This window comes from Streptomyces chattanoogensis, from assembly GCF_001294335.1.
GTDB lineage: Bacteria > Actinomycetota > Actinomycetes > Streptomycetales > Streptomycetaceae > Streptomyces > Streptomyces chattanoogensis.
This window is the reverse complement of sequence record NZ_LGKG01000079.1, coordinates 112909-136085: the sequence shown is the minus strand read 5'-3', so window position 1 is coordinate 136085 and position 23177 is coordinate 112909. Positions and strand designations below refer to the sequence as shown.

Here is a 23177-nt window from a genome sequence, read left to right as displayed (position 1 = left end):
GCCTGAGCAGCTTCGCGACGCGCTCGTTCCCGATCACCAGGCCGCACTTGTGAACGCGATATGAACTCAACTAGGCGGCCTGACCTGGGAGTTACTTCCTGGTTCGACATCATCCAGAACCGACAATCAGGTAGGTTTTCGGTGTCGCCGCCACACCGGGAACACGGGGTTCCCAGGGACTAGCGGCACGTAGGGACATCGTCTCGTGACGACAGCGACCGAGATTTTTCACGTCCGTCCGTACACCCCGCACTGCCAAGTCATCACCGACGAAGGTGATCACGCCGTCATCGGCATCTCTCCGGGGAACTCCTACTTCACCCACCAGCGAGTGCTCAGCCTCGCCGCCTGGGGATTGGAGAATTTCCGTCAGGTCGATCTCATCTATACGGATCTGCATGTCGCCGACATGTATGAGGCACTCGGCTATCCGGCCGTCGAGGCCCAGCGCAAGGCCGTGAAGAACCTGCGCGGTGTACGGGCCAAGGTGACCGCCGCCGTTGCCGCGCTCGACCCGGACGGTACGAGGCTCCGCGGCCGCCCCATGTCCGCGCTGCTGGACATCCCCGCCTATCGGGTCATACGCGAGAGCCTCGACGATCGGCTGACCGCCGACCCGGCGTTCCGCGACGTCTGTGATCAGCTCGTGGTCCAGTTCCTCACCAGCAAGGTGCTCGATGAGCAACAGCCCACGGACCGTCAGCGTCAGGTCTGCCTCGACTACATCTGCGCCGAAGCGCCGCTGTTCATCGACACCCCCGCAATCATGGGCGTCCCCTCCTCGCTCAACTGCTACCACCAGGCATTGCCGATGGCCGATCTCCTGTACTCACGCGGGCATGGCCTGCGCGCCACACGCAACCAGGGCCACGCCGTGATCTCTCCCGCCGGCACTCTCACCGAAGGACACGACCAGTGACGACCGCCCCGCCCCTGATCGACTTCCCGTTCTCCCCGCGCGGCGACCGCCTCCCCCCGGAGATCGAGCAGCTGCGCGCCACCCCGGTCACACGGGTACGCACCATCGCCGGGGATGAGGCATGGCTCGTCTCCTCCTACGACCTGTGCAGACAGGTGCTCGAAGACCCCCGCTTCAGTCTCAAGGACACGTCCGCCCCTGGCGCTCCCCGGCAGTACGCGCTGACCATCCCGCCCGAGGTGGTCAACAACATGGGCAACATCACCGGCGCCGGTCTGCGGAAGGCCGTGCTCAAGGCGATCAATCCCAGGGCCGGTGGTCTGACGGAGTGGATGACCGACCACGCCACCCACCTGGTCGACGGCATCCTCGGCTACGGCCCGCCGGTCGACCTGCGCGGACAGTTCGCCAACCCCTACGCCGAGCACCTTCACTGCCACATCCTCGGCATACCCCGCGATGACGCCTCGCTGTTGGCGTCCAGTCTCGACATCGCGTTCATGAACTCGGCATGCCCTATCACCGGGGCGCGCCTGAACTGGGACCGTGACATCGCCCATATGACCAGGCGGCTCAACGACCCCGCCACTGACGGGCTCATGGCCGAACTCGCGGCCCTCCGTGATGACCCCGACTATGCGCACCTCACTGACGAGATGCTCGCCACCGTCGGCGTGACCATGTTCGGCGCCGGAGTCATCTCCACCATGGGCGCCTTGACCATGGCCGTGTTCACGCTCCTTCAGAACCCCGGTGTGTGGGAGCAGCTGTGCGCGGAGCCCGGCAGGATACCGGCCGCCGTGGATGAGCTGCTGCGCGTGAACCTGTCCATCGCCGACGGGCTGCCCCGCCTGGCCATGGACGACCTACAGCTCGGCGACACGGAGATCAAGAAGGGCGAACTCGTCCTCGTCCTGGTCGAGGCCGCCAACACCGACGAGAGCGTGTTCCCCGACCCGCACACCATCGACATCGACCGGCCCAACGCGGCCGCTCACCTCTCGTTCGGCTACGGCGGGCACTACTGCCCTGCCGTACCGCTCGGCAAGAAGCACATCGAGACGGCGATCGAGGCCCTCACCACCCGCATGCCCGGCCTGCATCTGGCCGTCCCGGTCGACCAACTCGTGTGGCGCACCCGCTTTATGAAGCGCATCCCTGAGCGCCTGCCGGTCGCCTGGTAGGAGCAGCGGTGCCGGCGTGAGCCTGCGCCCGAGACACGTGTGACGGTCCCGACCCGAGAGAGGTCGGGACCCTCACTCTGGTGGGAGTCGCGGGACGGGCGACCCCGTGCCGCTGCTCGATGGCCCCTTCCGCGACTCAGCTTCCCTTCGGCGGTCTCCGTTCGCGCAGTCGTGTCCGCGTGGCTTCTGACAGCAGCGAGGGCCGCGACGGCGTCTGTGAGTGGAGCCTCGCATCATCGCTGTCAGCGCACCGCGACGGATACGAGCAGCACCACCATCCCCATGCCCACCAGCACGCCCGCCAGCCCGAGCGCCGCCTTCTGCCTCTTCGCCATGAGCTCCAGCACCTGGTAGAGGGCGGTGAGGGCGAGCAGCGCGAACGTGACGTACAGCAGCACTGCCAGGCTCACCCCCACGACCGCGCCGGCGATCCGGAAGGGCCCCCAGAACAGCAGCGCCAGCACCAGCGGGATCACGACCGCGCCCGACAGCCCGCCGACGAGCTCGACGAACCACGGCCGGTCGCCCATCCAGGGCAGCGTCGGGATGCCGGTGGTCGCGTCGAAGAGGTCGAGGGACGCGCAGATGCCGAGCGCGAAGATCAGCAAGACGGTCAGGCCCGCAGTCAGGCGGTAGTACCACGCGCGCCGCTTCGACCAGCCCGTTCCCTTGCCGTCGAGCATCGTCACCGTCGACACCGCCGACCAGACCAGCCACCGCCGGATCAGCGCGGTGCCGGCGTCCGCCATCGCGTCGCGCAATACGCGGTCGGCCTCTACCCGCAGCACGACGCGGTCCTCGGTCGAGATGTACGTCGGATCCCCCGGTGGGTGGATCAGTCCGTCGTGCAGCAATGTGGCCGGCAGGTGTTCCCCGGTCTTCGGCACGAGCCAGGTGAAGAGCGCGGGCACCGAGGTCAGATCGCTGCGGAAAGTGCGGGTGTTCCGGGGCACCAGGAGCTCGCCGAGGTGCCGGTCGTCGTAGGCGATGCGGCGCTGCATCGCGAATTGCTCGCTGCCGTCATCGGCGTACCGGACCAGCTCGATCCGGGCCTTGGAGCCGGGCTTGGGCGAGACTTCCTCCTGCCCTTCGCCGGCGTCGACGCCACCGTCGTAGAAGCGGGACGGCTGCGGGGTGAAAGGGTTCTCGGCATCCCGGCTCATCGCGCGGCCTCGCAGGCTCCGGTCTCCTCGTTGCTCCGGTTGGGCCCGGGCAGGCGGCCGATCACGATGAAGCCGTCGGATGCGAACATGCGTACCTCCCTCTCACCACGCGGGTTCATACCCCTTCTCTTCCGGCGATCGGCTGCCGCTATCCGCCCTCCTGGCGATCTGTCACCCATGCGCCTCACCGTCACCGTCCACCCGTGGCGCGGCGGGCCCACATCAGGCCATGGCGCACACCGCTCGTCCGGCCCTGCGGATCGTTGCTCTCGGTCGACCGCGTGCGGTGTCTGGTTCCGACGGGTTGCGGGAGTGGTTCCATCGGGTGGTTCCAGTGGTGGCTCCAGTGGGTGGTTCCGGCTGCTTCTGCGCGTCCGCAGGCCGGGAGCCGGCGGCGGTACGGAGATCGCGAGGTGGACCAGGGCCTGCCCGTCGGGCGGATCACTCCGGACAGCCCCTGGTGGTACCCATCGATCGGCCTGCTGGTAGCGTCGCGCTCTTCGCCGGTGTCGGCCGCGCGGAGTCCCCTGGTAGGTCCCAGCATGTCCGAACCCCCTGCGCTCGCCGCGTACACGCTGTGGCGCGACGCGCTGGCCGAGGTGGACGAGGTCTTTGCCTCGCCACCTGGGCTCGACGGTCCGGTCGACGGGTGCACGTACTGCACTGCGGAGTCGGAGCTGCGAGTTCTCGGCGGTGACCCTGCCGATGTGCCGGACGATCTTCTTGGGCACTTCATGCGTGAGGTCGCCAGCCACTGGGACGAGGACCAGTACTCCGTCCTGTGGCGCCGCTTCATCCCTCGTGCGCTGCGCCGCTGGGGACCGGACGGGGACGGCACCGACCCGTCGGATGTGATGGGGCGCCTCGGCCGCCGCGGTGCCCGGCTCGCGGACTGGCCCGTGGCCGAGCGCGCCGCGGTCGAGCGGGCCTTCCGGGCGCTGCTGCATGTCGCCGTGACCGACGGCCGGCCGTACTGGGAGATCACCGATCTGATCGAGGGCATCGCTCATGCGACGGGTGCCCTGGAGCCGTGGCTGGACCACATCGCCAGGCTCACCGGCCCCGAAGCGGACGCCGGGGTGGTCCGCCTCGCCTTCGGCTGGGGCACCGAACTCCTATGGGAGGAGCTGAAGTTCACCTGGTGGTACGACGGTGACCCGCAGCTCATCGCCGCCTGGCTGCCCACCCTGCGCGCCCGCATCACGGCCTTTGCCGTGCGGCACCCCCACTGCAAGAACGCATCCGACGCGCTGATAGCGATCGACGCGCTCGAGGCCGGCACCTGGGGCGCCTGGCTCTACCCCTACGACATGCGGACACTCGGTGGCCCTGTGCTCATCCATCAGAGCTGAACCCGCGGAGGCCAGGTCACCCTCAGCCTCTTCGATCACCTGCCCGCGTACGCCCCGGGGCGCCGACGGCTACGAGCTGTACGTGCAGCCTTGCTCGCCGTAATACCACTCGTACTGGCCCATCACCCACCGGTCCGCTGTGATCGCGAAGGTGCCGCGCGGGGCGGGACAGTGGAACGTTGTGGTGACGGCGCCCTGGCCCGGCGGAGCCTCCGGCACTGCGGTGGCCGCCGAGGCGATGCCGACACCTCCGGCCCCGAACAGTGCGGTGGCGAATGCTATCGCGATGATCTTCTTCATCATGTCTCCCAGTCCCATCGCGTGCGGGAACTGCCTCTGAGGACGATACACACAACCACCCAATTCGGGACAGGAGGAAAATTCAGCGGATGTCTGGGCATCAGCGGATGTCTGGGAAAGGGTGCGGCGGGCGGGCCGCTATCGCGCCCGGACCGAGGACGACTCCCTCCTGGCCACGTTCAGGCAACCCTGCGCCCCTAAGGGGGCCTCTGATCTTGATCCACTGGGCTACGGCTCACACCATGAGCCGCTCTCTACGGAGCCGTTCTCTACGTAACTTCAGAATCCATACCACCCCGGCGAACCGCACCGGGCGCTACGGGCATCCCGACCTGAACGTTGATCAGATGTGCCCTCTAGGCGCTCGGGCCACCGCTGCGTCGAGGCGGTGACGGATGGTCCGGCACGCGTGCGAGGAGCAAGGCCACATCGTCGTGGCCGTCAGGTTGCCGCAGGGCGTGCAGGAGCCGGTCGCAGGCTTCCTCGAGGGACCCATGGGGTTCGACGAGGAGGTCCAGGAGTGTGTGGAGGCGGGTGTCGATGGCCTGGTCGCGGGTCTCGACCAGGCCGTCGGTGTAGAGGAGAAGCTCGTCGCCAGGGTGAAGGTCGAGCGTGGTGGTGTCGAAGGGGATGTCGCCGACCCCCAGGGGTACGCCGGTGGGCAGTTCGAGGAGCTGAGGGGCATGACCGGGTCGTATCAGGACGGGTGGCAGGTGGCCTGCGGTGGAGATGCGCCACTGCTGGTGGCCGGGGTCGCAGATGGCGTAGACGCACGTGGCGATGCACTGCTCCAGGCCCCTGGTGCTGCAGTCGAGGTTGTGCAGCACCTGGGCGGGCTCCAGGTCGAGATTGGCCAGGGAGCGGATGGCGCTGCTGAGCTGGCCCATGGTGGCGGCGGCGGTGACGCCGCTGCCCATCACGTCACCGACTACCAGGGCCGTCTTGGCGCCGGGCAGGGGGATGACGTCGAACCAGTCGCCGCCGACCTCGCTGGCGGCGCCCGCGGGCTGGTAGCGGTAGGCGATCTCCAGGCCGTGCCGGTGCGGCGGGTGCTGGGGCAGGAGGCTGCGCTGGAGGGTGAGCGCGGTGCTCCGTTCGCGCTGGTACCAGCGGGCGTTGTCGATCGACACCGCGGCTCGGGCGGCCAGCTCGCTGGCCAGGACCAGGTCGTCTTCGTCGAACGGCACCGGGTTGCGGATGCGCTTGAGATCCAGGGCGCCGAGCACGACGCCGCGGGCGATCAGGGGAACGGCCAGGTAGGAGTGCAGGCCGGCCCGAGCCAGGAGGGCGGCGGCCGCGGGGTCGCGGGCGATACTCGGCAGGTCGCTGCTTTCCACGTGCGAGACGAGGACGGGCTGGCCACAGGTCACGCACTGGGTCACCAGACGGTCGGCGCCGTAGTGCGCTAGGTGGCCGACAGGGTCGGCGGCGCGGACGGCTTCGGTGGGGTAGGCCGCCTTCACCGCCAGCGCCCGCAAAAGTGCGGGTCCCGGTGCCGGCAGTGGAGGGCCGCGGCCCTCCAGGGCGCTGTCGAGGATGTCCACGGCGGCGACATCGGCCAGGTCGGGCACGACGATGTCGGCGAGCTCATGCGCGGTCCGGTCCAGATCGAGGGTGGTGCCGATGAGCACGGAGGCGTCCGCGATGAGAGCCAGACGTTGCCGCGCATGGTGCGCCTCGGCAGCCGCACGGTGCCGGTCGGTGACGTCCACGATCGATTTCGCCACTCCCAGCACCTTCCCCCCAGGGTCCTCCAGCCGGAACGTCGAGACCGACCACACATGCTCATGATCCGGATCGGCGAAGGTGCGCCCGACGATCTCCTGGTCCAGGATCGGGACGCCGGTGGCGAGCACCTGGCGCATCGAGACCTCGATGGCCTCATGGTCCAAATGCGGCAGAACGTCACGGACGCGCCGGCCAACCAGCTCCTCGGCGGTCAGACCATCAATGCGCTCCAGCGCGGGATTGCACGTGACGTACCGCAGATCGGTGTCCATGACCACCAATCCGATCGGGGACTGGGAGACCAGCCCGGTACACAGGGCGAGGTCCCGCTCCACCTGCCGCACCGTGGCCTGATCCGAGGCCAGCCCCAGCGCATAGAGATCGTTCCGGTCATCCAGCAGCCGCATGTTGCGGAACTCCACCAGCCTGGTGCTGCCGTCCTTGTGCCGTATGGGGAAGACCCCCGCCCCGCCCGTCCGCATCGAGCACAACGGCCGCGACATTCAGCAGGTCCAGCAGCCCACCAGGCGGAGACGAAGCAAACCGCACCCGCCCGGCACCAGCCGGTTCAGAGGCACTCATCGCAGGCTCCCGACCACCATCGTCCCCCGGCACCGGCCGACCGTGCACCCCCGAGCACCACAGTGATGGAATCGCTGTGCAGTGCCGGCCGTCCGGCCGCGCACGGCGACCTTCGAGGGCGCTGCTGACCGGCTGCCGTCCCTGGCCGCCACGGTGTCGGTGGCCAACGCTGGCAGAAAGTCCGCGATGCCGTTCCGGCAGACGCTGCACTCGTGCTCACCGGGAACCGTACGTGTGGCTCTGGACGATTTTCCGAGCCCGATTGGGGACCATGGCCATGTGAACGGGAATCCGGTTTTCGGCGGGGCCGAGCCGGTAGATGCGCTCGAGGTGGCGCCGACGGCCCGGACGGCGGTGGCGTGGCTGCCGCCGCGGAAGCTCTGGCCGGTGATCCAGGACATCCGCTGGGAGCACGATCCGCAGGTACGGCGGTGGCCGCCGCATGTGAATCTGCTGTTCGGCTTCGTACCGGAGGAGGCGTTCGCACGGGCCGTGCCGGTGCTCTCCGCCTGGGCGGCGCAGAGCACGGCGTTCACGGCGCGCCTGGCCGGAGTGCGGTACTTCCGGCACCGGCACTACGCGACGTTGTGGCTCGATCCGGCTGCGGCGGACCCTGCGCCCTGGGCCCATCTCCACCAGGAGCTGGGCCTGCGGTTCCCGCTCTGCCACGGGCGCGCCGGCCGCTTCACCCCGCATCTGTCCCTCGGCCGCACCCAGGACCCGAAGCGCCTGGCCGCCGAGTGCGCTGTCCGGCTCGGTGCGCTGTCGGCGGTGGTCGAGGAGGTGGTCTTGCTCTCCCGACGCGGCGAGGGGCCCATGCAACCCCGGGCCGTGATCACACTGGGCACGGGCGAGATCCGCCGACCGCAGGATTGCTGATACCGCAACGGTGTTTGTGCTGATGCACCTACGACTCCCAGCTGCACACCGCCACCAGGCTGATCGGCACCATCGTGTCCGGCGTCTTCCCGTACATACATCATCGCCGCCATCAACATCGTGATCCTGGCCGAGATCTGGCGGGTCTTCCGCCGCATGCGGGCCGGTCCGTTCGAGGGCCCCGCGGTCCGGGGCAGGCGCTCGGGCGTACCAACTCCCGCTCGGAGGCCCGCAGTTCCAGGCGTCGCCAGGCGGCGTGCAGGCGCAGCCCGACCCCGCGCCCGGATCTCTCCGACGGGTTCGCCGGCATCACCGAAACACGGCAGCGGCCTGCTCTGGCACCGTTTCGCCGGCGCATGCCGCCGCGAGCCCAGCGAGCGGCGAACGCGGCAGTGCTGCCCGTTGCTTCACGGCGCCGCGGAACCGGCTCCGTCGAACACCTCACGGTTATGGACGATCTCGATCTGGTGTGCCTGTACCCAACGCACCACATGCGTGACGGTGTCGCTGAGCGATCGCCCGAGTGGAGTGAGCTCGTACTCGACGCGCGGCGGCACTTCGGCGTAGGCCGTCCGCGTGATCAGTCCGTCGCGGGTCAGCGAGCGGAGCGTCTGGCTCAGCATCCGCTGCGAAACCCCGGCGATCCGCTCGTGCAGGGCCGTGAAGCGCAGCGGTCCGTCGCCGAGCGTGGTGATGACCAGGACGGTCCATTTGTCTCCGACACGGGCGAGCACGTCACGTACGAGTCCGATGGTCGCCGCGCACTCCGCGGTGACCCCGGCGGCCGCCAGCTGGGAGCGCAGTGCGGAATCCATATGTCGGTTCCCTTCGGGTGCGTAGCTGACGTGAAAGTACGCAGCTGACGGGAAAGTGCGTGAGCGCCAGGCCTTGATCGCAGCGGCCGTACCCCATTACATACGGATGGTAACCAATGGGCGCTCACCCGATCCGTCACGATGCCTTGTGAGGAAAAGATGGCCACCAACGCTGTCGGAACCACTGCCGCGGACGCAGTCACTGACGCGCCGGACAGCAGCGCGGTCCCAGGCGTGCGGCACGACTCCTTCACGGTCGGATTCCATCTGGCCGCGCCGCCGAGCGCGGTGTTCGAGGCTTTTGCCGACACTCCGGTCCGGCGCCGGTGGTTCAAGCTGCCGGGCCGCCAGGTGTCGTACCACCACGACTTCACCGTGCACGGCGGCGAGACGGCGTCCAGCGTCTTCACGGTTCCAGGCGCACCGCCGGAACGGCTCGCGTACGCATCCCGTTACCTCGACATCAGGACGGGGTCGAGGATCGTCTACGCGTACACGTCCCGCGTGGACGACGTGCCGCGCTGGTCCTCGCTGGTGACCGTCGAACTGCACCCGGAGGCCGGCGGCACCCACCTGAGCTGGACCGAGCAAGCAGCCTTCCTCGCCCCTTCCGCGGAGCCCGACCACGACTTCCCCCACCTGCGCGGCGCCACCCGCCTGCGGTTGAACGGACTCGCGGCGGCTCTGACGGCCACGGGGCAACCCGGCACCCGTCCACACACAAGGGGTTGACACCTGGGACGCAACCCCCAGGCATGGACCTGTCGGCGCTTCGGACGTTCAGCGTCGGCGCGGGATGCCCAACGTCTGTACGAGCTGGGCGAGTTCCTCATGGAAGAGCTTGTCCGGGCTGGCGGTCTGGGTGTGCAGGTGGCCGTAGACCTCCAGTGACACCAGGCCGTGCAGGTGCCCCCAGATGCGCAGGGCGAGGGCGACGGCTGCGGGCGGCAGGTCGGGGAAGGCGGGGCGCACCTTGTCGAGGAGCCCGGGGTCGAAGTCGGACCAGTCGAAGGCGCTGTCCTGGTAGAGGTGTTGGGCGTGGGGCCATGCGGCTGCCGCGAGTGCGGTGAGCCCGGTGCAGACCCGGCGTGCGGCATCCGGGGCGGGGCCGCCTTCGGGCGCCTGGTAGCCGGGGACAGGGTCGCCGTAGATGAGCCGGAAGCCCTGGGGGTTCACCAGGGCCCAGGTCCGGAAGGCGTTGGCCCATGCCTCGATCCGTACGGCGGGATCCGCGGCGGGGGCGGCTTCCCAGGCAGCGTCCACGGCGTCGGCCAAGGCGGTGTACACGTCGTTGATGAGCGTGGTGACGAGGTCGTCCCGGGTTGCGAAGTAACCGTAGATGGCGTTGGCGGTCATGCCCATCTCGCGGGCGATGGCCCGCAGCGTGATGGCGTCCGGCCCGCCCGAGGCCATCAAGGCCAGTGCCACTTTCTTGATTTCGGTCGTGGTCTCGGCTCGTAGCCGCTCGCGCCGTCCCCTACTGCCTGTGACTGTCACAACAGACACTCTACAGCGTCCATTTAGTGAGCGCCCGTATCAAAACTTCACGGCGTATAGTTTCTGCACGGGCGTCACATCAGTGGCGTTCCGCAGCTGCATGCACAAGGGGAGAACCATGCACATCGGAGTCATCGGAGCCACCGGCACCATCGGCAGCCGGGTCGTCAGCGAGGCCCTCGACCGCGGTCACCACGTCAGGGCGTTCAGCCGTAACGCCACTCAGGCGCAGCGTGATGAGCGTCGGGACAACATCACGTGGGTGAGCGTCGACGCCCTGGACCCGAAGAGCGTCGCCGGCGTCCTGCCCGGCCTCGACGTCCTGATCAGCGGGTTCCAGCCGGGCAACGCCGCCAAGGACTTCGCGGACACCGTGCGGCGCTCGATCGCCGACCCGACCGTCTATGCGACGGCGGCGCGGGCACTGTTGAAGGCATTGGAGAGCCACCCGCGGACCCGGCTCATCGTGATCGGCGGCGCCGGCAGCCTGGAGATCGCACCGGGAGTGGTGCGCGCCGACTCCGACGAGCTGCTGCACACCGCCCTCGACGAGCTCGGGCTGCCCCGCGAATACGCCGCAGCGGTACGCGGCCACCGCGACGCGCTCGACGTCCTGCGGGCGTCGAACCGGCTGTGGACGTACTTCAGCCCTGCTGAGGAGATCGCACCCGGCGAGCGCACCGGGCGTTTCAGGGTCGGAGGGGACCAGCCTGTTCTGGATGCTGAGGGTCGTAGCCGGATCTCGGTGGAGGATGCGGCTGTGGCGTTGATCGACGAGGCGGAGCTGCCCCGCTTCGTCCAGCGTCGCTTCACCATCGGCTACTGAAAGCCCACAGCCAGACCCCCGTGGGGGAGTTCGCGAACTCTCCCACGGGCCAGGGGGTCCTGGAGCACCCTGACCCGCGCGGGGGTGGTGCGGTAACGGAAGATCCTCGGTGGCCGCCCGTCGAGGGGGGGCTGGCTAGCCGAGGCAGTCGAGGTCGGGCCCGCGCGGGTGGGACAACCATGTCCTGCGGTCCACCATGGTGATGGACGAATGGTTGTCCGAGACCAGCCGCGGGCAGCTGACCGGCCATAGGGAGTGGTGATCGAGCTCGAATGCCCCCGGCAGGCCAGATGCTCCGAGGACCCTCGCACGGTCATGCAACGACGCGCCGTACGGTACGGCGAAGTAGATCGACGACGGCACCCTGATCCGGTTGCGCGTCAGGTCGGTGTAGACGGAGGCGTCCTGGATCTGCATCCGCCGGCCGCTCACCACGACAGCGGCGGGAAGGCCGCTGGACTGCAACCCGTAGCCCTCGTACATCGCGGCGATCTGGCCACGTGGCATCGACGCGCAGCCGGTGTGGCTGAGCAGGTCGAGGCCGATACGGGCCGGCTGCCGCGGCGGAAAGGTCGTGGTGGAGCGGATCACATCGATGGGGATCCGCCCGCAGTCGTTGTTCGCCGAGACCACGGAGTGCTTGTCCGGGCGGGAGGCGATGGCCGGCCCCTCCGTCCACTGACCGGGGATGGCCACCTCGGAGTACCGGTGCCGCGCGAGGTTGTCGGAATCGAGGAAGGTCAAGGCGGTCTGCCCCGGAGTGTTGTCATGGGCGATGATGAACGCGCCCAAGGCGTCCGAGAACTGCCAGTCCGCCGAGACCGCGTTGACGACCGAGAAGCTGCGCGAGTTGGCGGCGGTCCTGGGTTTCCAGCCAGAAGCGGTGAAAACGTCGACCTGTGACTGGAAGGCCGGGTCGGGCGAGCGCCAGGCGAACTGTCCGGCGCCCCCGTTATGCGCCGCCCCGGCACCGGTGGTGTCGGTGAAGATCAGGTAGAACTCGCCCTTGCGGTAGATCACGCTCGGCTGGCCGGCGCCGTAGTTGTTCCCCGTCTGTTGCTGATGCGCGGGGGTGATGATGGGCCTGTCGTGGTTGAGCCGGGTCCAGTGGATCCCGTCGGGGCTGGAGGCGACGCCGATGGTGGTGGGCTCGCCGTCCTGCCGTTCGGCGCCGTAGTACATGTAGTAGATGCCGCCGACGCGCACGACCGAAGGATCGCAGGTGTGCTTGTTGTCAAAGCTGCCGGTGCCGGTTCCGTCGAACACGATCTGGTGAGGTGCCGAGCTCCCCTGAGCGTGGAACGGACCGTTCAGACCGGACGACTCTGCGTAGAGGATGTCATCGCCCGGAACCTTCCCTCCAGGCGTCTGGCCGCACCACCACATCTTGTACACGCCGTCCACCATGACGCTCGGCGCGTAGTCATAGACCGAATCTCCCACGACGGGGCCCGGGCTCGACCGGTAGGAGTCGGTGCGCAGGGTGGGTGGTCGCGGGGTTGCCGGCGCCACCGAGACCGTCGCCTGGGCGACTCCGGTCAGGGTCATGACCAGCAGAGATATCAGGACGGCGGCCGATCGTATGGTGCTTCGGAGCATACGTTCTCCTTCGTTCTGTGCCGTGGTGCGGCGAAGTACCGGCTCACGGCCGCGAGGGTTGTGCATGGTCCCGTCGACGGACCGAGCACTCTTACGAGCACGCTGCACGCCCGGCGCGGCATGGGCCATGAAAGCGCCATGCCCCGCCGCACGGGCGGCGGGGCATGGACGGACGCTCAAACTCGTCCGCCTGCGCATCAACTTGTCTGGGAGCGCATCCGCTTGCGGTGGGCGCGGACCCCGAACGTACCGCCCGCGAGGGCGAGCGCGAGCGCTCCCGAGCCGCCGAGCAACATGGGTGTCGAGGACGGCGCGTGGTGCGCCGGGGCGGCGAGCTTGTACCCGCCGGCCAGGCCCTTACGGTCGTATGCCGACCCCGGCAGCTTGTCGGCGTACCGGCCGTGCACCAGCTTCTGGTACGCGGTGAGCGACATCGCCCGCTTACCACCGAAACCGGAGACCGCTTCGCGGTTGAGGGGTTGGACCGTGCCATGCCTGAGCCGGTACCAGGCGTGGATCTGCGGCTCGCTGAATACCGTCGAGTCCGATGTGGCCTGCTTGGCGTAGCCGATGTCGGCGTTGCCGTCCTGGATTCCGGTCAGATGCCATTTCTGGCCCTTGGCGGGGGACGTATGGCCGGCCAGCAGGGCGGTGGCGCGATGGCCGTTCGCGCCGTTGACTTCGGAGGCCAGGTACGACAACCGTAGCGCGCCGGCCGACGTGGGTTTTGCCTTTCCGGTGACGAAATCGGGGGTGATCTCGTACATCGCGACCGGGTCCTTCAGGCTGAAGGATTGCGGGGCGTCGTGTGCTCCGGCGGCCAGGGGCGCTTCGGCCTCCTGCCCGCCGTCCGCCCCTGCATTCCCTTGGGAATTTGCGGCATTGAGGAATCGGTTGACGGTGTCGTGGACCTGTGATGACTGCAGCACCTGGCGTGCGCCTTGGTAGTCGGGTACGCCCGCCGGGCGGTCGGCAGCCTGTGCCTGGGTGCAGAGGAATGCTGACGCGCAGAGCGTCGCACCGAGGGTCACACCTGCGAAACGAGCAGCACCCCGGTTTATGGAATTCTTCTTGCTACGCATTGCTGCCCGTCCTACTTGTGAATGCCGATACGGGAATGGGTCCACTGGAACGACGAGTTGTTGACGTAGTCGTCGTAATTCCACCAGGTGTAGGTCTGGGTGGAGGGCCAGGGGTCGCCGACCGCGATGGTGCCTGACGATCGGTCGTACCCGTAGATGACATTCATGTGGCCGCCGCCGGAAGTCCATCCGATACGTGCGGCGAATGGCCGACCGCCGCTGATCTCGTTTCCGGTCTCCGAGAAGGACGCGTTGCGGGACAGGCCGTTTCCGGTGCCGGAGAAGCCCATGCCGGCCCAGGCGTTGGCCATGTCGTCGAGCGTGGCGGGCTGGTTGTCGCAGCTGAGGTCGCCGTTCTGGGCGGCGAGTCGGCAGAAGTCGTCCTGGCTGTACTGGCGGTATCCCCAGTACTTGGCAATGGTCAGGCCGGAGGCATCCCAGCACCACTGGTCCTGAATCTGCTTCTGCATGGAGATGTTGAGGGTGACCCGTCCGCCGGCGGACGAGGAGCAGTCCGGCAGGCGGTCGGTGTTTTCCTTGATGAACGCGTGGGCTATGTAGAAGGATCCCGAGCCGGACCAGATCCAGCGGGAGTCGCCTTCGACGGTGTCACCCTGCACCTGGCAGGTCATGGAGACCGTGCTGCCGGCGTGGGCTTTTCCCACGACCTGAGCGGAAAGGTTGGGCGCCTGGCGTTTGTTGATGGTCCTGTAGTTGCCCCGGCCATCGGTGATGGTTCCGGTGGTGGAGCCCGCCTGGGCGAAGCTCCCGACAGTGAGGAGGAGTCCGGCAGCGACCACGGCTGCCGCGGCTGCCGCTAAGGCTCTCCTCAGTGTCAAGACTCGGCGAAAGCGCATATCTCAAATCTTTCGTGTGGGGGATACCCAGGGCATGCCACGAGCGCCTTCACAGCCTTCGAAGTTGAATGCGATACGAAGTCGGGGGAGCGCACGCCCATTCCCTGAGGTAGGGAATTCTTACAACACTTGAAGCCCTTTGGGCAATGACGCTCCATCAACACCCTTGCCCTACCGGGGAGTAGGACAAGAAAAGGCATTACGCCGCCGAATCGACTACCCACGCTCGGTAATCAACACGGCGGCTTAGCGCCCGATTTGGTATCGGTTACTGTGCGGTATTTCCAGGGTGGCTTCCACTGTGATCAAAGACTTGCAGAAGGCCGTCGATTCAGATGGTTGCTGCGCGGAGACGGAGGCCGGCGAGGTAGCATTCGAGCGTTTTGTCCTAGCTGGCGGCGATGCCCGCCGTGCCTTCACCCTGTTGATGGCACGCTCTGCGCCTCTGGGAGTGCCTCCGCGAGCTCGGGCGAACTTGATGGAGACGCGAAGCTGACTGGACCGCCGCAGACAACAGTCAGCGCGGCCTCGATGGCGTCGGGATTCGCGGCGAGGGCCTTGCCCAGTTCGGCGCCGTCGAGCATGGCCAGGTTGGCGCCCTCGCCGTTCGGGGCCGCGAGGTGGGCGGCGTCACCGAGCAGGGTCACCCCCGCCACCCGGTCCCACCGGTGCGCGGCCGGCAAGGCGTAGTGAGGGCGCAGAACAGGCTCGATGTCCGCGTCGGTGATCAGCGCGGTGAGCTCCGGCGCCCAGCCGTCGAACTCCTGCGCAATCCGCGCGGCCGCGGCGGCGGCACCGGTGAAATCTATGGCGGCAAACCAGTCCTGCGGCCTGGACAATGCCACGTAGGCGTGCAGGGTGTCACCGCTCTCCCGGTGAGCGAAGATCTCCTTGCCCGGCGAGGGCGCGATGACGGCTACCGCAACAGCCCTGGCCATCTGGCTTCCTACGTGAGTGCCCGGACAAGTCCTGGCAGGCACCTTCACATGATCCGCCAGATGATCTCCATGCAAGTCTAGTCGGCGACACTCTCGGAGATGACGAACCTTGTCTCGCACTCCGAGCACGTCACCTGTCCATAGAGGCGGCGCACCCAGTCAGCGACCTGGTCCTGGCCGGCGGCACGCGCCATGGTGTGGAGGCGGGCGCCAACGCCGGTCAGCTCGTCCGGGCTCGCGGGGTGCAGTTCGGTATCGCACTCGTCCGCGTACTCACCCAGAAGTATGCAGGTGAGCGCCTCGCACTCGGGGCATTCGGCCTCGAATTCCTCGATAAGCAGTTCAAGCCGCTGAGACCAGAGCGGCACGTTCTCGAACGCCAGCAGACTCTGCGCGAGATACACGAAGGTCTCCGGTTCATCGGCCGGGACCTCGGGCAGGCAGTCGCGGGCTGCCAGCGTCAACTCGGTGATCTGAGAGGCGTAACAGGCACGCTGGGCCGTGTCGGCCTCGGCGACGGTCAGGCCCGCCATGCATACCGCCTGCTTCCGCTCGCCAGGCGCACGACCGGTCGCGATGTCCGCGAGGACTGGCACAGCGGCATAGCTCGCCTCGTACACGGTGCCTTGGTGGCACAGCGCCGACCAGAGTTCGTGCCAGACCTTCTCGTCCTCCTGGCCACCGGCAAGGCGCGCGAAGAGGCCGGGTATGTCGTCTGCTGGTCCGTACGCATGCCTGAGCTGCGACCAGTCCACTGCGTGGTGCGTCATGCGGCCATATTGTGCCTGGACCCGACCGCTCAGCGCGGGACGGCACCCGGGGTGGCCTGACCACTACCTGCTGGCGTCCGCATTGGGCTCAGGCTTCGGGTCCGCGGGGGTCGAGGGGTCACTGAGCGTGCAAACAGGCCACCTGGAGCGCCGTGCGCAGATCGGCCGGCACATACTCCACAGCAGTCAGGCGCACGGTGTCGCCGCCTGCCGAGGCCCGGCACATGACCTGGCTGTCATCGATCCAGCCCAGCTTCCAGGACTGCCAGGCGAAGTACTGCGGTCCGGCCCCTGCTATCAGGCCCATCACGTCCCATCCGCCCACGAAGCGGTGTTCGTCGTCGGCCTTGTCGAAGGCGGCGGTGGGTTCCTCCCGCCGCCCGCTCCGTCGGTTTCGAAGACCCGCGCATGCTGCGCCGCCTCCGCGCCCGCACCGACCTGACCGCGTCGGGTAAACGAGCGCCTGGTGACCTGCGTCAGTAGTACTCCAGCAGCATTTCGGTTGTATCAGTCCTGTTCGGAGTGGCTTTTCTGAGCCCACCGGGCGGTCGGGCTCTCGGTGCGCGGCGTCAGACGTGTCATGGGGTCTGTGCCGCGCCAGGTGTCGCCAGGCCCGACTCCCATGCCCAGGCGGCGATCCCGACCCGGTTCCGGGCATCCAATTTCCCTTGGATATTGGCGAGATGGGTCTTCACCGTGCCGGCCGTGACGACCAACCGTGCCGCGATCTCCGCATTCGTCAGGCCCTGTGCGACCAGGCGGGCGATCTCCCGTTCCCGGGTCGTCAGCGGATCGGGGGCAGGGGCGGCTGCGACCGGTGGGGTGAGGTGTCGCAGGAGGCGGACGGTGATCTGGGGGCTGATCAGGGTGTCGCCGGCCATCGCCGCCCGTACCGCCTCGATCAACAGCGTGGGGCCCGAGCGCTTCAGCAGGAAGCCGCAGGCGCCGTGGCGCAGTGCAGTGTGTACGTAGTCGTCGAGGTCGAAGGTGGTGACGACCACGACCCGGGTGCTGGCGGCGAGTTGGCGGGTGACCTCCAGGCCGTCGAGGCGCGGCATCCGGATGTCGGCGAGCACCACGTCGGGGCGTAGCGTACGGGCGAGGCCGACGGCGGTGGCGCCGTCGGCGGCCTCGCCGACCACGGTCATGTCCGGCTGTGAGTCGAGAATCAGCCGGAAGCCGTTGCGGATGTCCTCCTGGTCGTCGGCGATCAGGATGCGGGTCGTCGTCATGCCGTGTCTCCAGTGGCGGGGAGGGTGGCGGTGAGGCGCCAGGTGCCGTCGCGTCGGGTGGTGTGGAGGGTTCCGTTCATGGCGCGGACGCGTTCGGTAAGGGCGAGAAGACCCGTCCCTCCGATCCCGCCGGTCCCACCGTGCTCGCGCGTACGGGCATGGCCGCGGCCGGTGTCATTGGTGACGGTCAGCCGGACGGCCTTGTCCGCGAGCGTGAGGGCCACCTCGACGCCGGCTGCGTCGGGGGCGTGGCGGCGGACGTTCGTCAGTGCCTCCGTCACGACGCGGTGGACCGTGGCGGCGATCTCGCGGGACAGGGCGGTCTCCACTCCGGGGGCGATGTCGATACGGGCCCGAGTGCGGCCGCTCTCGTCGAACCGCCGGACGAGTTCGGCGAGTTGGTCCGCACCCGGGAGGGACGCGCAGTTGGTCTCGTGGCCCGGCTCCCGCAGCAGGTGGACCGTACGGTCGATCGAGGCCAGCGCCGCGAGACCAGCCCGCTCGATCCGCTCCAGCGCCCCAACCACCGCCTCCGGATTCTGTCCGGCCACGAAGCGGGCGGCCTGGGCCTGCGCCACGATGCCGCTGATGTCGTGGGCGACGAAGTCGTGGAGGTCGTGGGCGAGTTCGAGCTGCTGGCTGTGGCGTGCTGCGCGGACGGCCTGGTTCCTGCGGCGCTCCATCAGCCGGGGGTATCCACCCACGACGGCCGCCCCCAGGGTGGGCAGGAACCAGAAGGCGCCCATGCCGACCCGCTCGTAGAGCGACGCGGCCGGCACCAGCGGCTGGGGCCACAGTGTGAGCGCCACCGCCGCAAGGCCGATGCCCACGGCCGCCTCCCGGCGCGGCGCCCACCGGAACGCGGCCGCCTGCAGCACCACGAGCGCCGTCGCCGCGGCGAAGAGCGGACCGGACTCGTCCTGCGTGGCGCCCGGGGCCCATCCGAAGGTGACGGCGATCAGTACGGCCGCGGCGAGCCCGGCCGCCCGCCCCGCCCACGCACGCACCGCCACAGCCACAGCCACAGCCACAGGGCCACGTCTCATTGCCCGCCCCCTCCCCAAGTCCGACCAGGTCCGGCCGGTCCGCCGAGGTCCAGCTTATGGACCAGGTTGCGGGTGCTGCCTCTGCCGATCGGCAGAGGCAGGACCTTCCGTACGCCCAGGGATCTGCCGGTCGGCCGATGGCCGCGGCCCCACACGCCGGGGAGGCTGATCACGTCAACGAGGCCACACACCCAACAGGCGCCAGAAAAAGGGACGTTCAGCATGCGATACGTAAGGACGACAAGGACGACGGTGAGTGGCGTGCTCGCCACGGCGGTGACGCTCGGACTGCTCGCGGGGACCGCCACCGCCGGCACCCCCACCATGGAGTCCACAAAGCCCGAGAAGGCGAAGGAGAAGGTCAAGGAGTCCAGCCTCACCGGCTCCGCCACGATGGACCGGGGAAAGAACGGCGATCGTGTGACCTTCTCCTTCGATGCCCACGGCTTCGCCCCCGCCAACCTGCCTGGCGGCACCTCGCGCGGCACCTTCCGCTTCAGCCACCACTCCCCCGACGGCACGCGAGGCGCCACCTTCGAAGGCCGGATCGACTGCCTTCTGACCGGCGGCCCGGTCGCCACCGCCACCGGGATCATCACGCGCTCCGACCACCACGACGGCCGGGTCATCGGCAAGCGGGTCGGCTTCACCGTGTACGACAACGGCACGCACGACCGGCTCGGCTACAGCTGGGCGGTCGACGACATCCCGAAGATGAACGTGCCTCAGTGCCTGAGCGCAGCGCCGTACGAGACCGTCAAGAGCGGCGACTTCACGGTGCGGCACGTCCTCCCGCCCACCCCCGGTGCGGAGCGCGAGCGATGACCTCCACGACAACCACGGCGACCCACGCGAACACGGCGACCGTGGCGCGAACGACGAGCCCGGCGAGCACGGCGACAGCGGTTCCGCCCCGCTGGGTGGTCCGGCTCGCGCGCCTCACCGCGCTCACCCCGCTGCCCAGCGGCCTGTGGCGGATCGCGGCGGCGCTGGGCATCCCGGTCGGCTTCACCGGTGACGGAGCGATGGCCACGGTCACCTTCGGCAGCTGGTTCTCGCTCTACATGATCGCCCTGACCCTGTTCGCCGATGGCCTCGGGCTGCTGGCGCTCGGTCTGGTCCAGCGCTGGGGCGAGGTCTTCCCCCGCTGGATCCCCCTCATCGGCGACCGGCGCATACCGACGGCGGTGGCCGTCATTCCGGCCGGGATGGGGGCGACCGCACTCACCGTTCTCTGCGGGATGGGCGCATTCGGCTGGAACGACCCGGACACCATGGGCCAACCGGACTCACCGCACGGCATCGGGTACTGGATCATGACCGTCTGCTATCTGCCGCTGGTGGCCTGGGGGCCACTGCTCGCGGTGGTGGCCGGGCACTACTGGCTGCGACGTCATCGGGCCGGACGGCTGCACGCGGACCACCACAGACACCAAACGCTGCTGGAGTAGCAGGCCGGGGCCTCGCACGGTACAGGCGGCGGAGGCGGGCACCTGAACTACAGGCGGCACAGGCCGGTTCAGGCCAGTCGGGATGGCCCGGTATGGCGCCCCGGTCCACCGCGTCGATCTCATCCCATACGGCGCCCACCGACAGTGCTGCGATGGCCGGACCGGTCTCGGGCGGCGGGGCTCCCCGGAAAGGAGCCACCCCCGCCGCCCGAGCACCGAACCCGACAACCCCGGCCCCCACCATGGCGATGCCCGCCCAGGACGTCACCCGCTGCCTCGGCGGCCGCTCAGCCGGGTGACGGAGCGAAGGAAGCACGCCACCAGGTTTTGCGGTGCGTCGTCAACGCCGTCGCACCAGGGAACAGGCAGCACGCGAATGCCTGGCAGGTGGATGCCGTGGTAGGTGGGCAGGGGGGTCGATGTCTGCAGTGGGCGGGCGGCGAGGAGGACGAGTCCACCAGGGCGGACAGTGGCCAGCGCGCTTTTGATGCCCGCGGTGGTGCCGGTTGTCTCGATGACGGCGCCCGGCTGCGGGAGGGAGCCGGTGTCCGTGTCGTCAGGCAGAGCGAGTCGGACCAGGCGGGCGAGGGCGCCTGCACCCACCACCTGGACGTCTTGCTGACCGGCGGCTTCCGCTGCCGTGCGGGCGGTGGCGGCCCAGGCGTGCGCGGCTCGTTCCTCGGCGCCTGGGATGGGGTACCCGTGCCCCCAGGTCTCGTCGGCTGCGGGGTCGTCGGCGAACCACACCAGGTCCCCGGGCGTCGGGCGACCGTCGGAAGTGCCCCGGATGCGTTGCCAGGTACTCACGGTGCACCGCCTTCGAGGAGACGCGTCGGGGAGACGGCGCGGCCGAGCCGGGCGGAGGTGTACGCGGCCTCGACCACCGCCTGGGTGCGCAGTCCGTCGGCCAGGCTCACATCTACGGGCGTCCTCTCGTGGACCGCACGCGCGAAACGGGTGAACGCCCAGGTGCGCAGGTCGATCGCGGTCGGCGCCGCGTCGACTGCGGAGCTGTCCGCCGGGCCGGGGGCTCCACGGTGGGTGAGCGAGTAGTCCGGCGTCAACCGGACCTCGCCCTTCTCGCCCCAGACGCGCGTGTGCATGCCCTGCCCACCGACCACGCTGGCGCTGCCGATGAGGGTGGCGACGACGGTGCCGAAGCGCAGGACGACGCTGACCACGTCCTCGATTCCGGGGGCCGCGGCCGTCGTCGAGGGGGCGGTTTCCGCGTAGACGCGGTCGGGTTCCTGTCCCATGAGTGCCCGGACCGCGTCGATTTGGTGGATGAGGTTCATGATGAGGAAGCCGCCGCCTGCGCGGTCCTTCGACAGACGCCAGGTGGTGGAGATGCGGCCGCTGATGCCGCCGAGGAAGTAGGCCGCGGGCTTGTCCGTGAAGTACGTGGTGGCGACGCCGAGCGGTGCACCGATCTCCCCGGTGGCGAGGGCCTCGCGGGCCTGGCAGAACCTCGGGTCGGTGCGGGTCGGGAAGAGGACGCCGGTGCGCAACCGGCTGGCCTCCGCGAGTTCGAGCATCCGCCGCGCCGAGGCCAGGTCTTGGGCGACCGGCTTCTCCAGGAGGACGTGTTTGCCCGCGGCCAGTGCCTCCCTGAACAGCGGCTCGTGGGTGTCGTGCGGGGTGGCGATGACGACCGCGTCGACGTCGGTGCTCGTCAGCAGGGCCGCGACCGATGGCTCCCGCCGGCCGCCGAACCGGGCGGCGGTCTCCTGGGCCAGCTCCGCGACGGGGTCATGGCAGGCGGTCAGCTCGGCCTCGTCCGCGGCGGCGAGCGCCTTGGCGTCCTCGATGCCGATGTCGCCGCAGCCGATCAGGCCGAACCGCATCGGGCGTGCGGCGAGGGCGGGCCGGGCCGGGGCGGGGCGCGGGGTGTTCCAGTGCAGCGCGGCGCTGACGAAAGCACGATCGCCGGCGAGGCGCCGGTAGACCTCCGGTGCCTTGTGCGCCGGGTAGTCGGACAGGACGTCCCTGATGGTGAAGCGGCGCTGCTCCAGCAGGGCGAAGAACTGGTCGCTGAGTCGTTCCTCGTCGGCCTCGGTCAGCTGGGAGACGTGGGCGCCGCGCAGGTCGATCAGACGGTCGTGGAGCTGTTGCAGCGGGACGTCGGCCTCGTCGGCGCGCGGTGATCCGAGCAGTACCACCCGGCCGCCGTCCGCGGCCGCGGCGATGGCGACGGCCAGGCCGGGGCCGCTGTCGGTGGCGTCGACGACGAGCGGGGTGCCGCCGTCGAGCCGTCCGGCTTCCTCGAACACGGTGGCGGGTTCCGCGCGGGAGGTCCACGCCTTGGCGGTGGATGCGGCGACCGCCCTCACCCGCGACGCGCCGCGGGCCGCTGCCAGGCGGCGGGTGATGACGCCGAGCAGCCCCTGGCCGACCACCGTCACCGGCTCGTCTGCACGCTGACCTCCGGTTTCGAGGCCGTGCAGGGCGGTGAGCGCGAGTTGCCAGACTGCGGCGTCGGCCGGTGGGACGCGGTCGGGCACCGCCCGCACGTAGCGTGCGGGTACGACGGCGACGTCGGCGTGGCGGGCCCGGCGCACCGCCACCCGGGTACCTGCGGGAAGTCCCGGGCCGCTGCGCAGCGCACCGACGGCCATGTAACCGGGGTGTTCCGGGAATCGGGAACCGGCGGTCGGACGGTCCAGCAGGATGGCACGCTCGGTGCCGGGTGACAGCACGCTCACGTGGACATCGACCACGACGTGTCCGGGGCTCTCCGGCGGCTCGATCTGCTCGACGACCTCGCACCGGCCGGGACCGGGTAGGACCACCTGTCGCATGCACGCCTCCATGGGGAATGCGGTGACACCGATCAACACGGGGATTCTGCGGTACGGGCCAGAGTTCTAGCGGGAGGAGCCCCGTTCGCGAAAGAGCGCCCGAATTTCGCGCCATGAAGTCATGGTTGACCGGACGTAATTCTTCAGGCACGGTAAAGC

General features: G+C 69.0%; 22 protein-coding genes and 1 pseudogene. 8 read left to right on the top strand and 15 right to left on the bottom strand.

Annotation, left to right across the window (positions count from 1 at the left end):
* The first annotated feature begins 205 nt into the window (after window positions 1-205).
* Together ADL29_RS10915 and ADL29_RS10910 are read left to right on the top strand one after the other, a co-directional pair.
* Complete coding sequence (locus tag ADL29_RS10915) at window positions 206-919, top strand: cyclodityrosine synthase (protein ID WP_078970889.1); 714 nt, start codon at window positions 206-208, stop codon at window positions 917-919.
* Window positions 916-2103 (top strand): cytochrome P450, encoded by a 1188-nt coding sequence (locus tag ADL29_RS10910; protein ID WP_053923467.1) that lies wholly within the window; start codon window positions 916-918, stop codon window positions 2101-2103. Before ADL29_RS10915 ends, ADL29_RS10910 begins: the two co-directional genes overlap by 4 nt.
* 242 nt (window positions 2104-2345) lie before the next feature.
* Here the strand turns inward: ADL29_RS10910 and ADL29_RS10905 are convergent, their stop codons facing one another.
* On the bottom strand, window positions 2346-3266 hold the full coding sequence (locus ADL29_RS10905; RefSeq protein ID WP_053923466.1) for a DUF1353 domain-containing protein: 921 nt from the start codon (window positions 3264-3266) through the stop codon (window positions 2346-2348).
* A 542-nt stretch (window positions 3267-3808) separates the two neighbouring features.
* Here ADL29_RS10905 and ADL29_RS10900 point away from each other — a divergent pair.
* Window positions 3809-4618 (top strand): hypothetical protein, encoded by an 810-nt coding sequence (locus ADL29_RS10900; RefSeq protein ID WP_053923465.1) that lies wholly within the window; start codon window positions 3809-3811, stop codon window positions 4616-4618.
* A 69-nt stretch (window positions 4619-4687) separates the two neighbouring features.
* On the opposite strand, the gene ADL29_RS10895 is transcribed toward ADL29_RS10900, so the two are convergent.
* On the bottom strand, window positions 4688-4921 hold the full coding sequence (locus ADL29_RS10895; protein WP_053923464.1) for a hypothetical protein: 234 nt from the start codon (window positions 4919-4921) through the stop codon (window positions 4688-4690).
* Window positions 4922-5274: 353 nt separating this feature from the next.
* Entirely contained in the window at window positions 5275-7149 is a 1875-nt protein-coding gene (locus ADL29_RS10890; protein ID WP_425424218.1) for a SpoIIE family protein phosphatase, read from the bottom strand.
* A gap of 358 nt (window positions 7150-7507) precedes the next feature.
* Between ADL29_RS10890 and ADL29_RS10885 the strand changes: the two genes are divergently transcribed.
* Window positions 7508-8107 (top strand): 2'-5' RNA ligase family protein, encoded by a 600-nt coding sequence (locus ADL29_RS10885; RefSeq protein ID WP_053923507.1) that lies wholly within the window; start codon window positions 7508-7510, stop codon window positions 8105-8107.
* A gap of 407 nt (window positions 8108-8514) precedes the next feature.
* Here the strand turns inward: ADL29_RS10885 and ADL29_RS10880 are convergent, their stop codons facing one another.
* A complete protein-coding gene (locus tag ADL29_RS10880) occupies window positions 8515-8922 on the bottom strand; it encodes a winged helix-turn-helix transcriptional regulator (protein WP_078970888.1) in 408 nt (135 codons plus the stop codon).
* Between the two features lie 159 nt (window positions 8923-9081).
* Here ADL29_RS10880 and ADL29_RS10875 point away from each other — a divergent pair, with 159 nt between their 5' ends.
* The gene (locus ADL29_RS10875) at window positions 9082-9654 is read left to right on the top strand and encodes an SRPBCC domain-containing protein (RefSeq protein WP_078970887.1); all 573 of its coding nucleotides are present in this window, start codon (window positions 9082-9084) and stop codon (window positions 9652-9654) included.
* 48 nt (window positions 9655-9702) lie between these two features.
* On the opposite strand, the gene ADL29_RS10870 is transcribed toward ADL29_RS10875, so the two are convergent.
* Window positions 9703-10419 (bottom strand): TetR/AcrR family transcriptional regulator, encoded by a 717-nt coding sequence (locus tag ADL29_RS10870; RefSeq protein ID WP_053923463.1) that lies wholly within the window; start codon window positions 10417-10419, stop codon window positions 9703-9705.
* 118 nt (window positions 10420-10537) lie between these two features.
* Between ADL29_RS10870 and ADL29_RS10865 the strand changes: the two genes are divergently transcribed.
* Window positions 10538-11245: an NAD(P)-dependent oxidoreductase gene (locus ADL29_RS10865; RefSeq protein WP_053923462.1), complete on the top strand. Its 708-nt coding sequence runs from the start codon at window positions 10538-10540 to the stop codon at window positions 11243-11245.
* Window positions 11246-11380: 135 nt separating this feature from the next.
* Here the strand turns inward: ADL29_RS10865 and ADL29_RS10860 are convergent, their stop codons facing one another.
* The 8 genes and pseudogenes from ADL29_RS10860 to ADL29_RS10825 all read right to left on the bottom strand — a co-directional run bounded on the left by ADL29_RS10860 (window position 11381) and on the right by ADL29_RS10825 (window position 18754).
* A complete protein-coding gene (locus tag ADL29_RS10860) occupies window positions 11381-12844 on the bottom strand; it encodes a glycoside hydrolase family protein (protein ID WP_053923461.1) in 1464 nt (487 codons plus the stop codon).
* A 197-nt stretch (window positions 12845-13041) separates the two neighbouring features.
* Window positions 13042-13875, bottom strand: a complete 834-nt coding sequence (locus tag ADL29_RS10855; RefSeq protein ID WP_053923460.1) for a hypothetical protein — start codon at window positions 13873-13875, stop codon at window positions 13042-13044.
* Between the two features lie 62 nt (window positions 13876-13937).
* Window positions 13938-14591 (bottom strand): papain-like cysteine protease family protein, encoded by a 654-nt coding sequence (locus tag ADL29_RS10850; RefSeq protein ID WP_245689315.1) that lies wholly within the window; start codon window positions 14589-14591, stop codon window positions 13938-13940.
* A 608-nt stretch (window positions 14592-15199) separates the two neighbouring features.
* Window positions 15200-15697, bottom strand: a pseudogene (locus ADL29_RS10845) (FAD-dependent oxidoreductase); the annotation flags it as partial.
* Window positions 15698-15798: 101 nt separating this feature from the next.
* On the bottom strand, window positions 15799-16491 hold the full coding sequence (locus ADL29_RS10840) for a hypothetical protein (RefSeq protein ID WP_157878447.1): 693 nt from the start codon (window positions 16489-16491) through the stop codon (window positions 15799-15801).
* 118 nt (window positions 16492-16609) lie between these two features.
* Window positions 16610-16816, bottom strand: coding sequence for a hypothetical protein (locus ADL29_RS10835; RefSeq protein WP_342671149.1), 207 nt, complete (start codon window positions 16814-16816; stop codon window positions 16610-16612).
* A 253-nt stretch (window positions 16817-17069) separates the two neighbouring features.
* A complete protein-coding gene (locus ADL29_RS10830; RefSeq protein WP_053923456.1) occupies window positions 17070-17723 on the bottom strand; it encodes a response regulator in 654 nt (217 codons plus the stop codon).
* Window positions 17720-18754 carry a sensor histidine kinase gene (locus ADL29_RS10825; protein WP_157878446.1) on the bottom strand — a complete coding sequence of 345 codons (1035 nt, stop codon included), beginning with the start codon at window positions 18752-18754 and terminating at the stop codon, window positions 17720-17722. Before ADL29_RS10825 ends, ADL29_RS10830 begins: the two co-directional genes overlap by 4 nt.
* A gap of 267 nt (window positions 18755-19021) precedes the next feature.
* Here ADL29_RS10825 and ADL29_RS10820 point away from each other — a divergent pair, with 267 nt between their 5' ends.
* Together ADL29_RS10820 and ADL29_RS10815 are read left to right on the top strand one after the other, a co-directional pair.
* On the top strand, window positions 19022-19594 hold the full coding sequence (locus tag ADL29_RS10820) for a hypothetical protein (RefSeq protein WP_053923454.1): 573 nt from the start codon (window positions 19022-19024) through the stop codon (window positions 19592-19594).
* Complete coding sequence (locus ADL29_RS10815; RefSeq protein WP_063788436.1) at window positions 19591-20220, top strand: hypothetical protein; 630 nt, start codon at window positions 19591-19593, stop codon at window positions 20218-20220. The genes ADL29_RS10820 and ADL29_RS10815 overlap by 4 nt, the downstream gene beginning before the upstream one ends.
* 264 nt (window positions 20221-20484) lie before the next feature.
* On the opposite strand, the gene ADL29_RS10810 is transcribed toward ADL29_RS10815, so the two are convergent.
* Both ADL29_RS10810 and ADL29_RS10805 read right to left on the bottom strand, forming a co-directional pair.
* Window positions 20485-21027 carry a hypothetical protein gene (locus ADL29_RS10810; protein WP_157878445.1) on the bottom strand — a complete coding sequence of 181 codons (543 nt, stop codon included), beginning with the start codon at window positions 21025-21027 and terminating at the stop codon, window positions 20485-20487.
* The gene (locus ADL29_RS10805; RefSeq protein ID WP_245689313.1) at window positions 21024-23018 is read right to left on the bottom strand and encodes a Gfo/Idh/MocA family oxidoreductase; all 1995 of its coding nucleotides are present in this window, start codon (window positions 23016-23018) and stop codon (window positions 21024-21026) included. The genes ADL29_RS10810 and ADL29_RS10805 overlap by 4 nt, the downstream gene beginning before the upstream one ends.
* Window positions 23019-23177: the final 159 nt, after the last annotated feature.

What these genes read in the sequence shown, in the direction of transcription:
- ADL29_RS10805 (WP_245689313.1), bottom strand. Translation starts at nt 23,018, where the DNA reads ATGCGACAGGTGGTCCTACCCGGTCCCGGCCGGTGCGAGGTCGTCGAG.
- ADL29_RS10815 (WP_063788436.1), top strand. Translation starts at nt 19,591, where the DNA reads ATGACCTCCACGACAACCACGGCGACCCACGCGAACACGGCGACCGTG.
- ADL29_RS10860 (WP_053923461.1), bottom strand. Translation starts at nt 12,844, where the DNA reads ATGCTCCGAAGCACCATACGATCGGCCGCCGTCCTGATATCTCTGCTG.
- ADL29_RS10890 (WP_425424218.1), bottom strand. Translation starts at nt 7,149, where the DNA reads ATGTCGCGGCCGTTGTGCTCGATGCGGACGGGCGGGGCGGGGGTCTTC.
- ADL29_RS10900 (WP_053923465.1), top strand. Translation starts at nt 3,809, where the DNA reads ATGTCCGAACCCCCTGCGCTCGCCGCGTACACGCTGTGGCGCGACGCG.
- ADL29_RS10875 (WP_078970887.1), top strand. Translation starts at nt 9,082, where the DNA reads ATGGCCACCAACGCTGTCGGAACCACTGCCGCGGACGCAGTCACTGAC.
- ADL29_RS10830 (WP_053923456.1), bottom strand. Translation starts at nt 17,723, where the DNA reads ATGACGACGACCCGCATCCTGATCGCCGACGACCAGGAGGACATCCGC.
- ADL29_RS10840 (WP_157878447.1), bottom strand. Translation starts at nt 16,491, where the DNA reads ATGACGCACCACGCAGTGGACTGGTCGCAGCTCAGGCATGCGTACGGA.
- ADL29_RS10895 (WP_053923464.1), bottom strand. Translation starts at nt 4,921, where the DNA reads ATGATGAAGAAGATCATCGCGATAGCATTCGCCACCGCACTGTTCGGG.
- ADL29_RS10880 (WP_078970888.1), bottom strand. Translation starts at nt 8,922, where the DNA reads ATGGATTCCGCACTGCGCTCCCAGCTGGCGGCCGCCGGGGTCACCGCG.
- ADL29_RS10905 (WP_053923466.1), bottom strand. Translation starts at nt 3,266, where the DNA reads ATGAGCCGGGATGCCGAGAACCCTTTCACCCCGCAGCCGTCCCGCTTC.
- ADL29_RS10865 (WP_053923462.1), top strand. Translation starts at nt 10,538, where the DNA reads ATGCACATCGGAGTCATCGGAGCCACCGGCACCATCGGCAGCCGGGTC.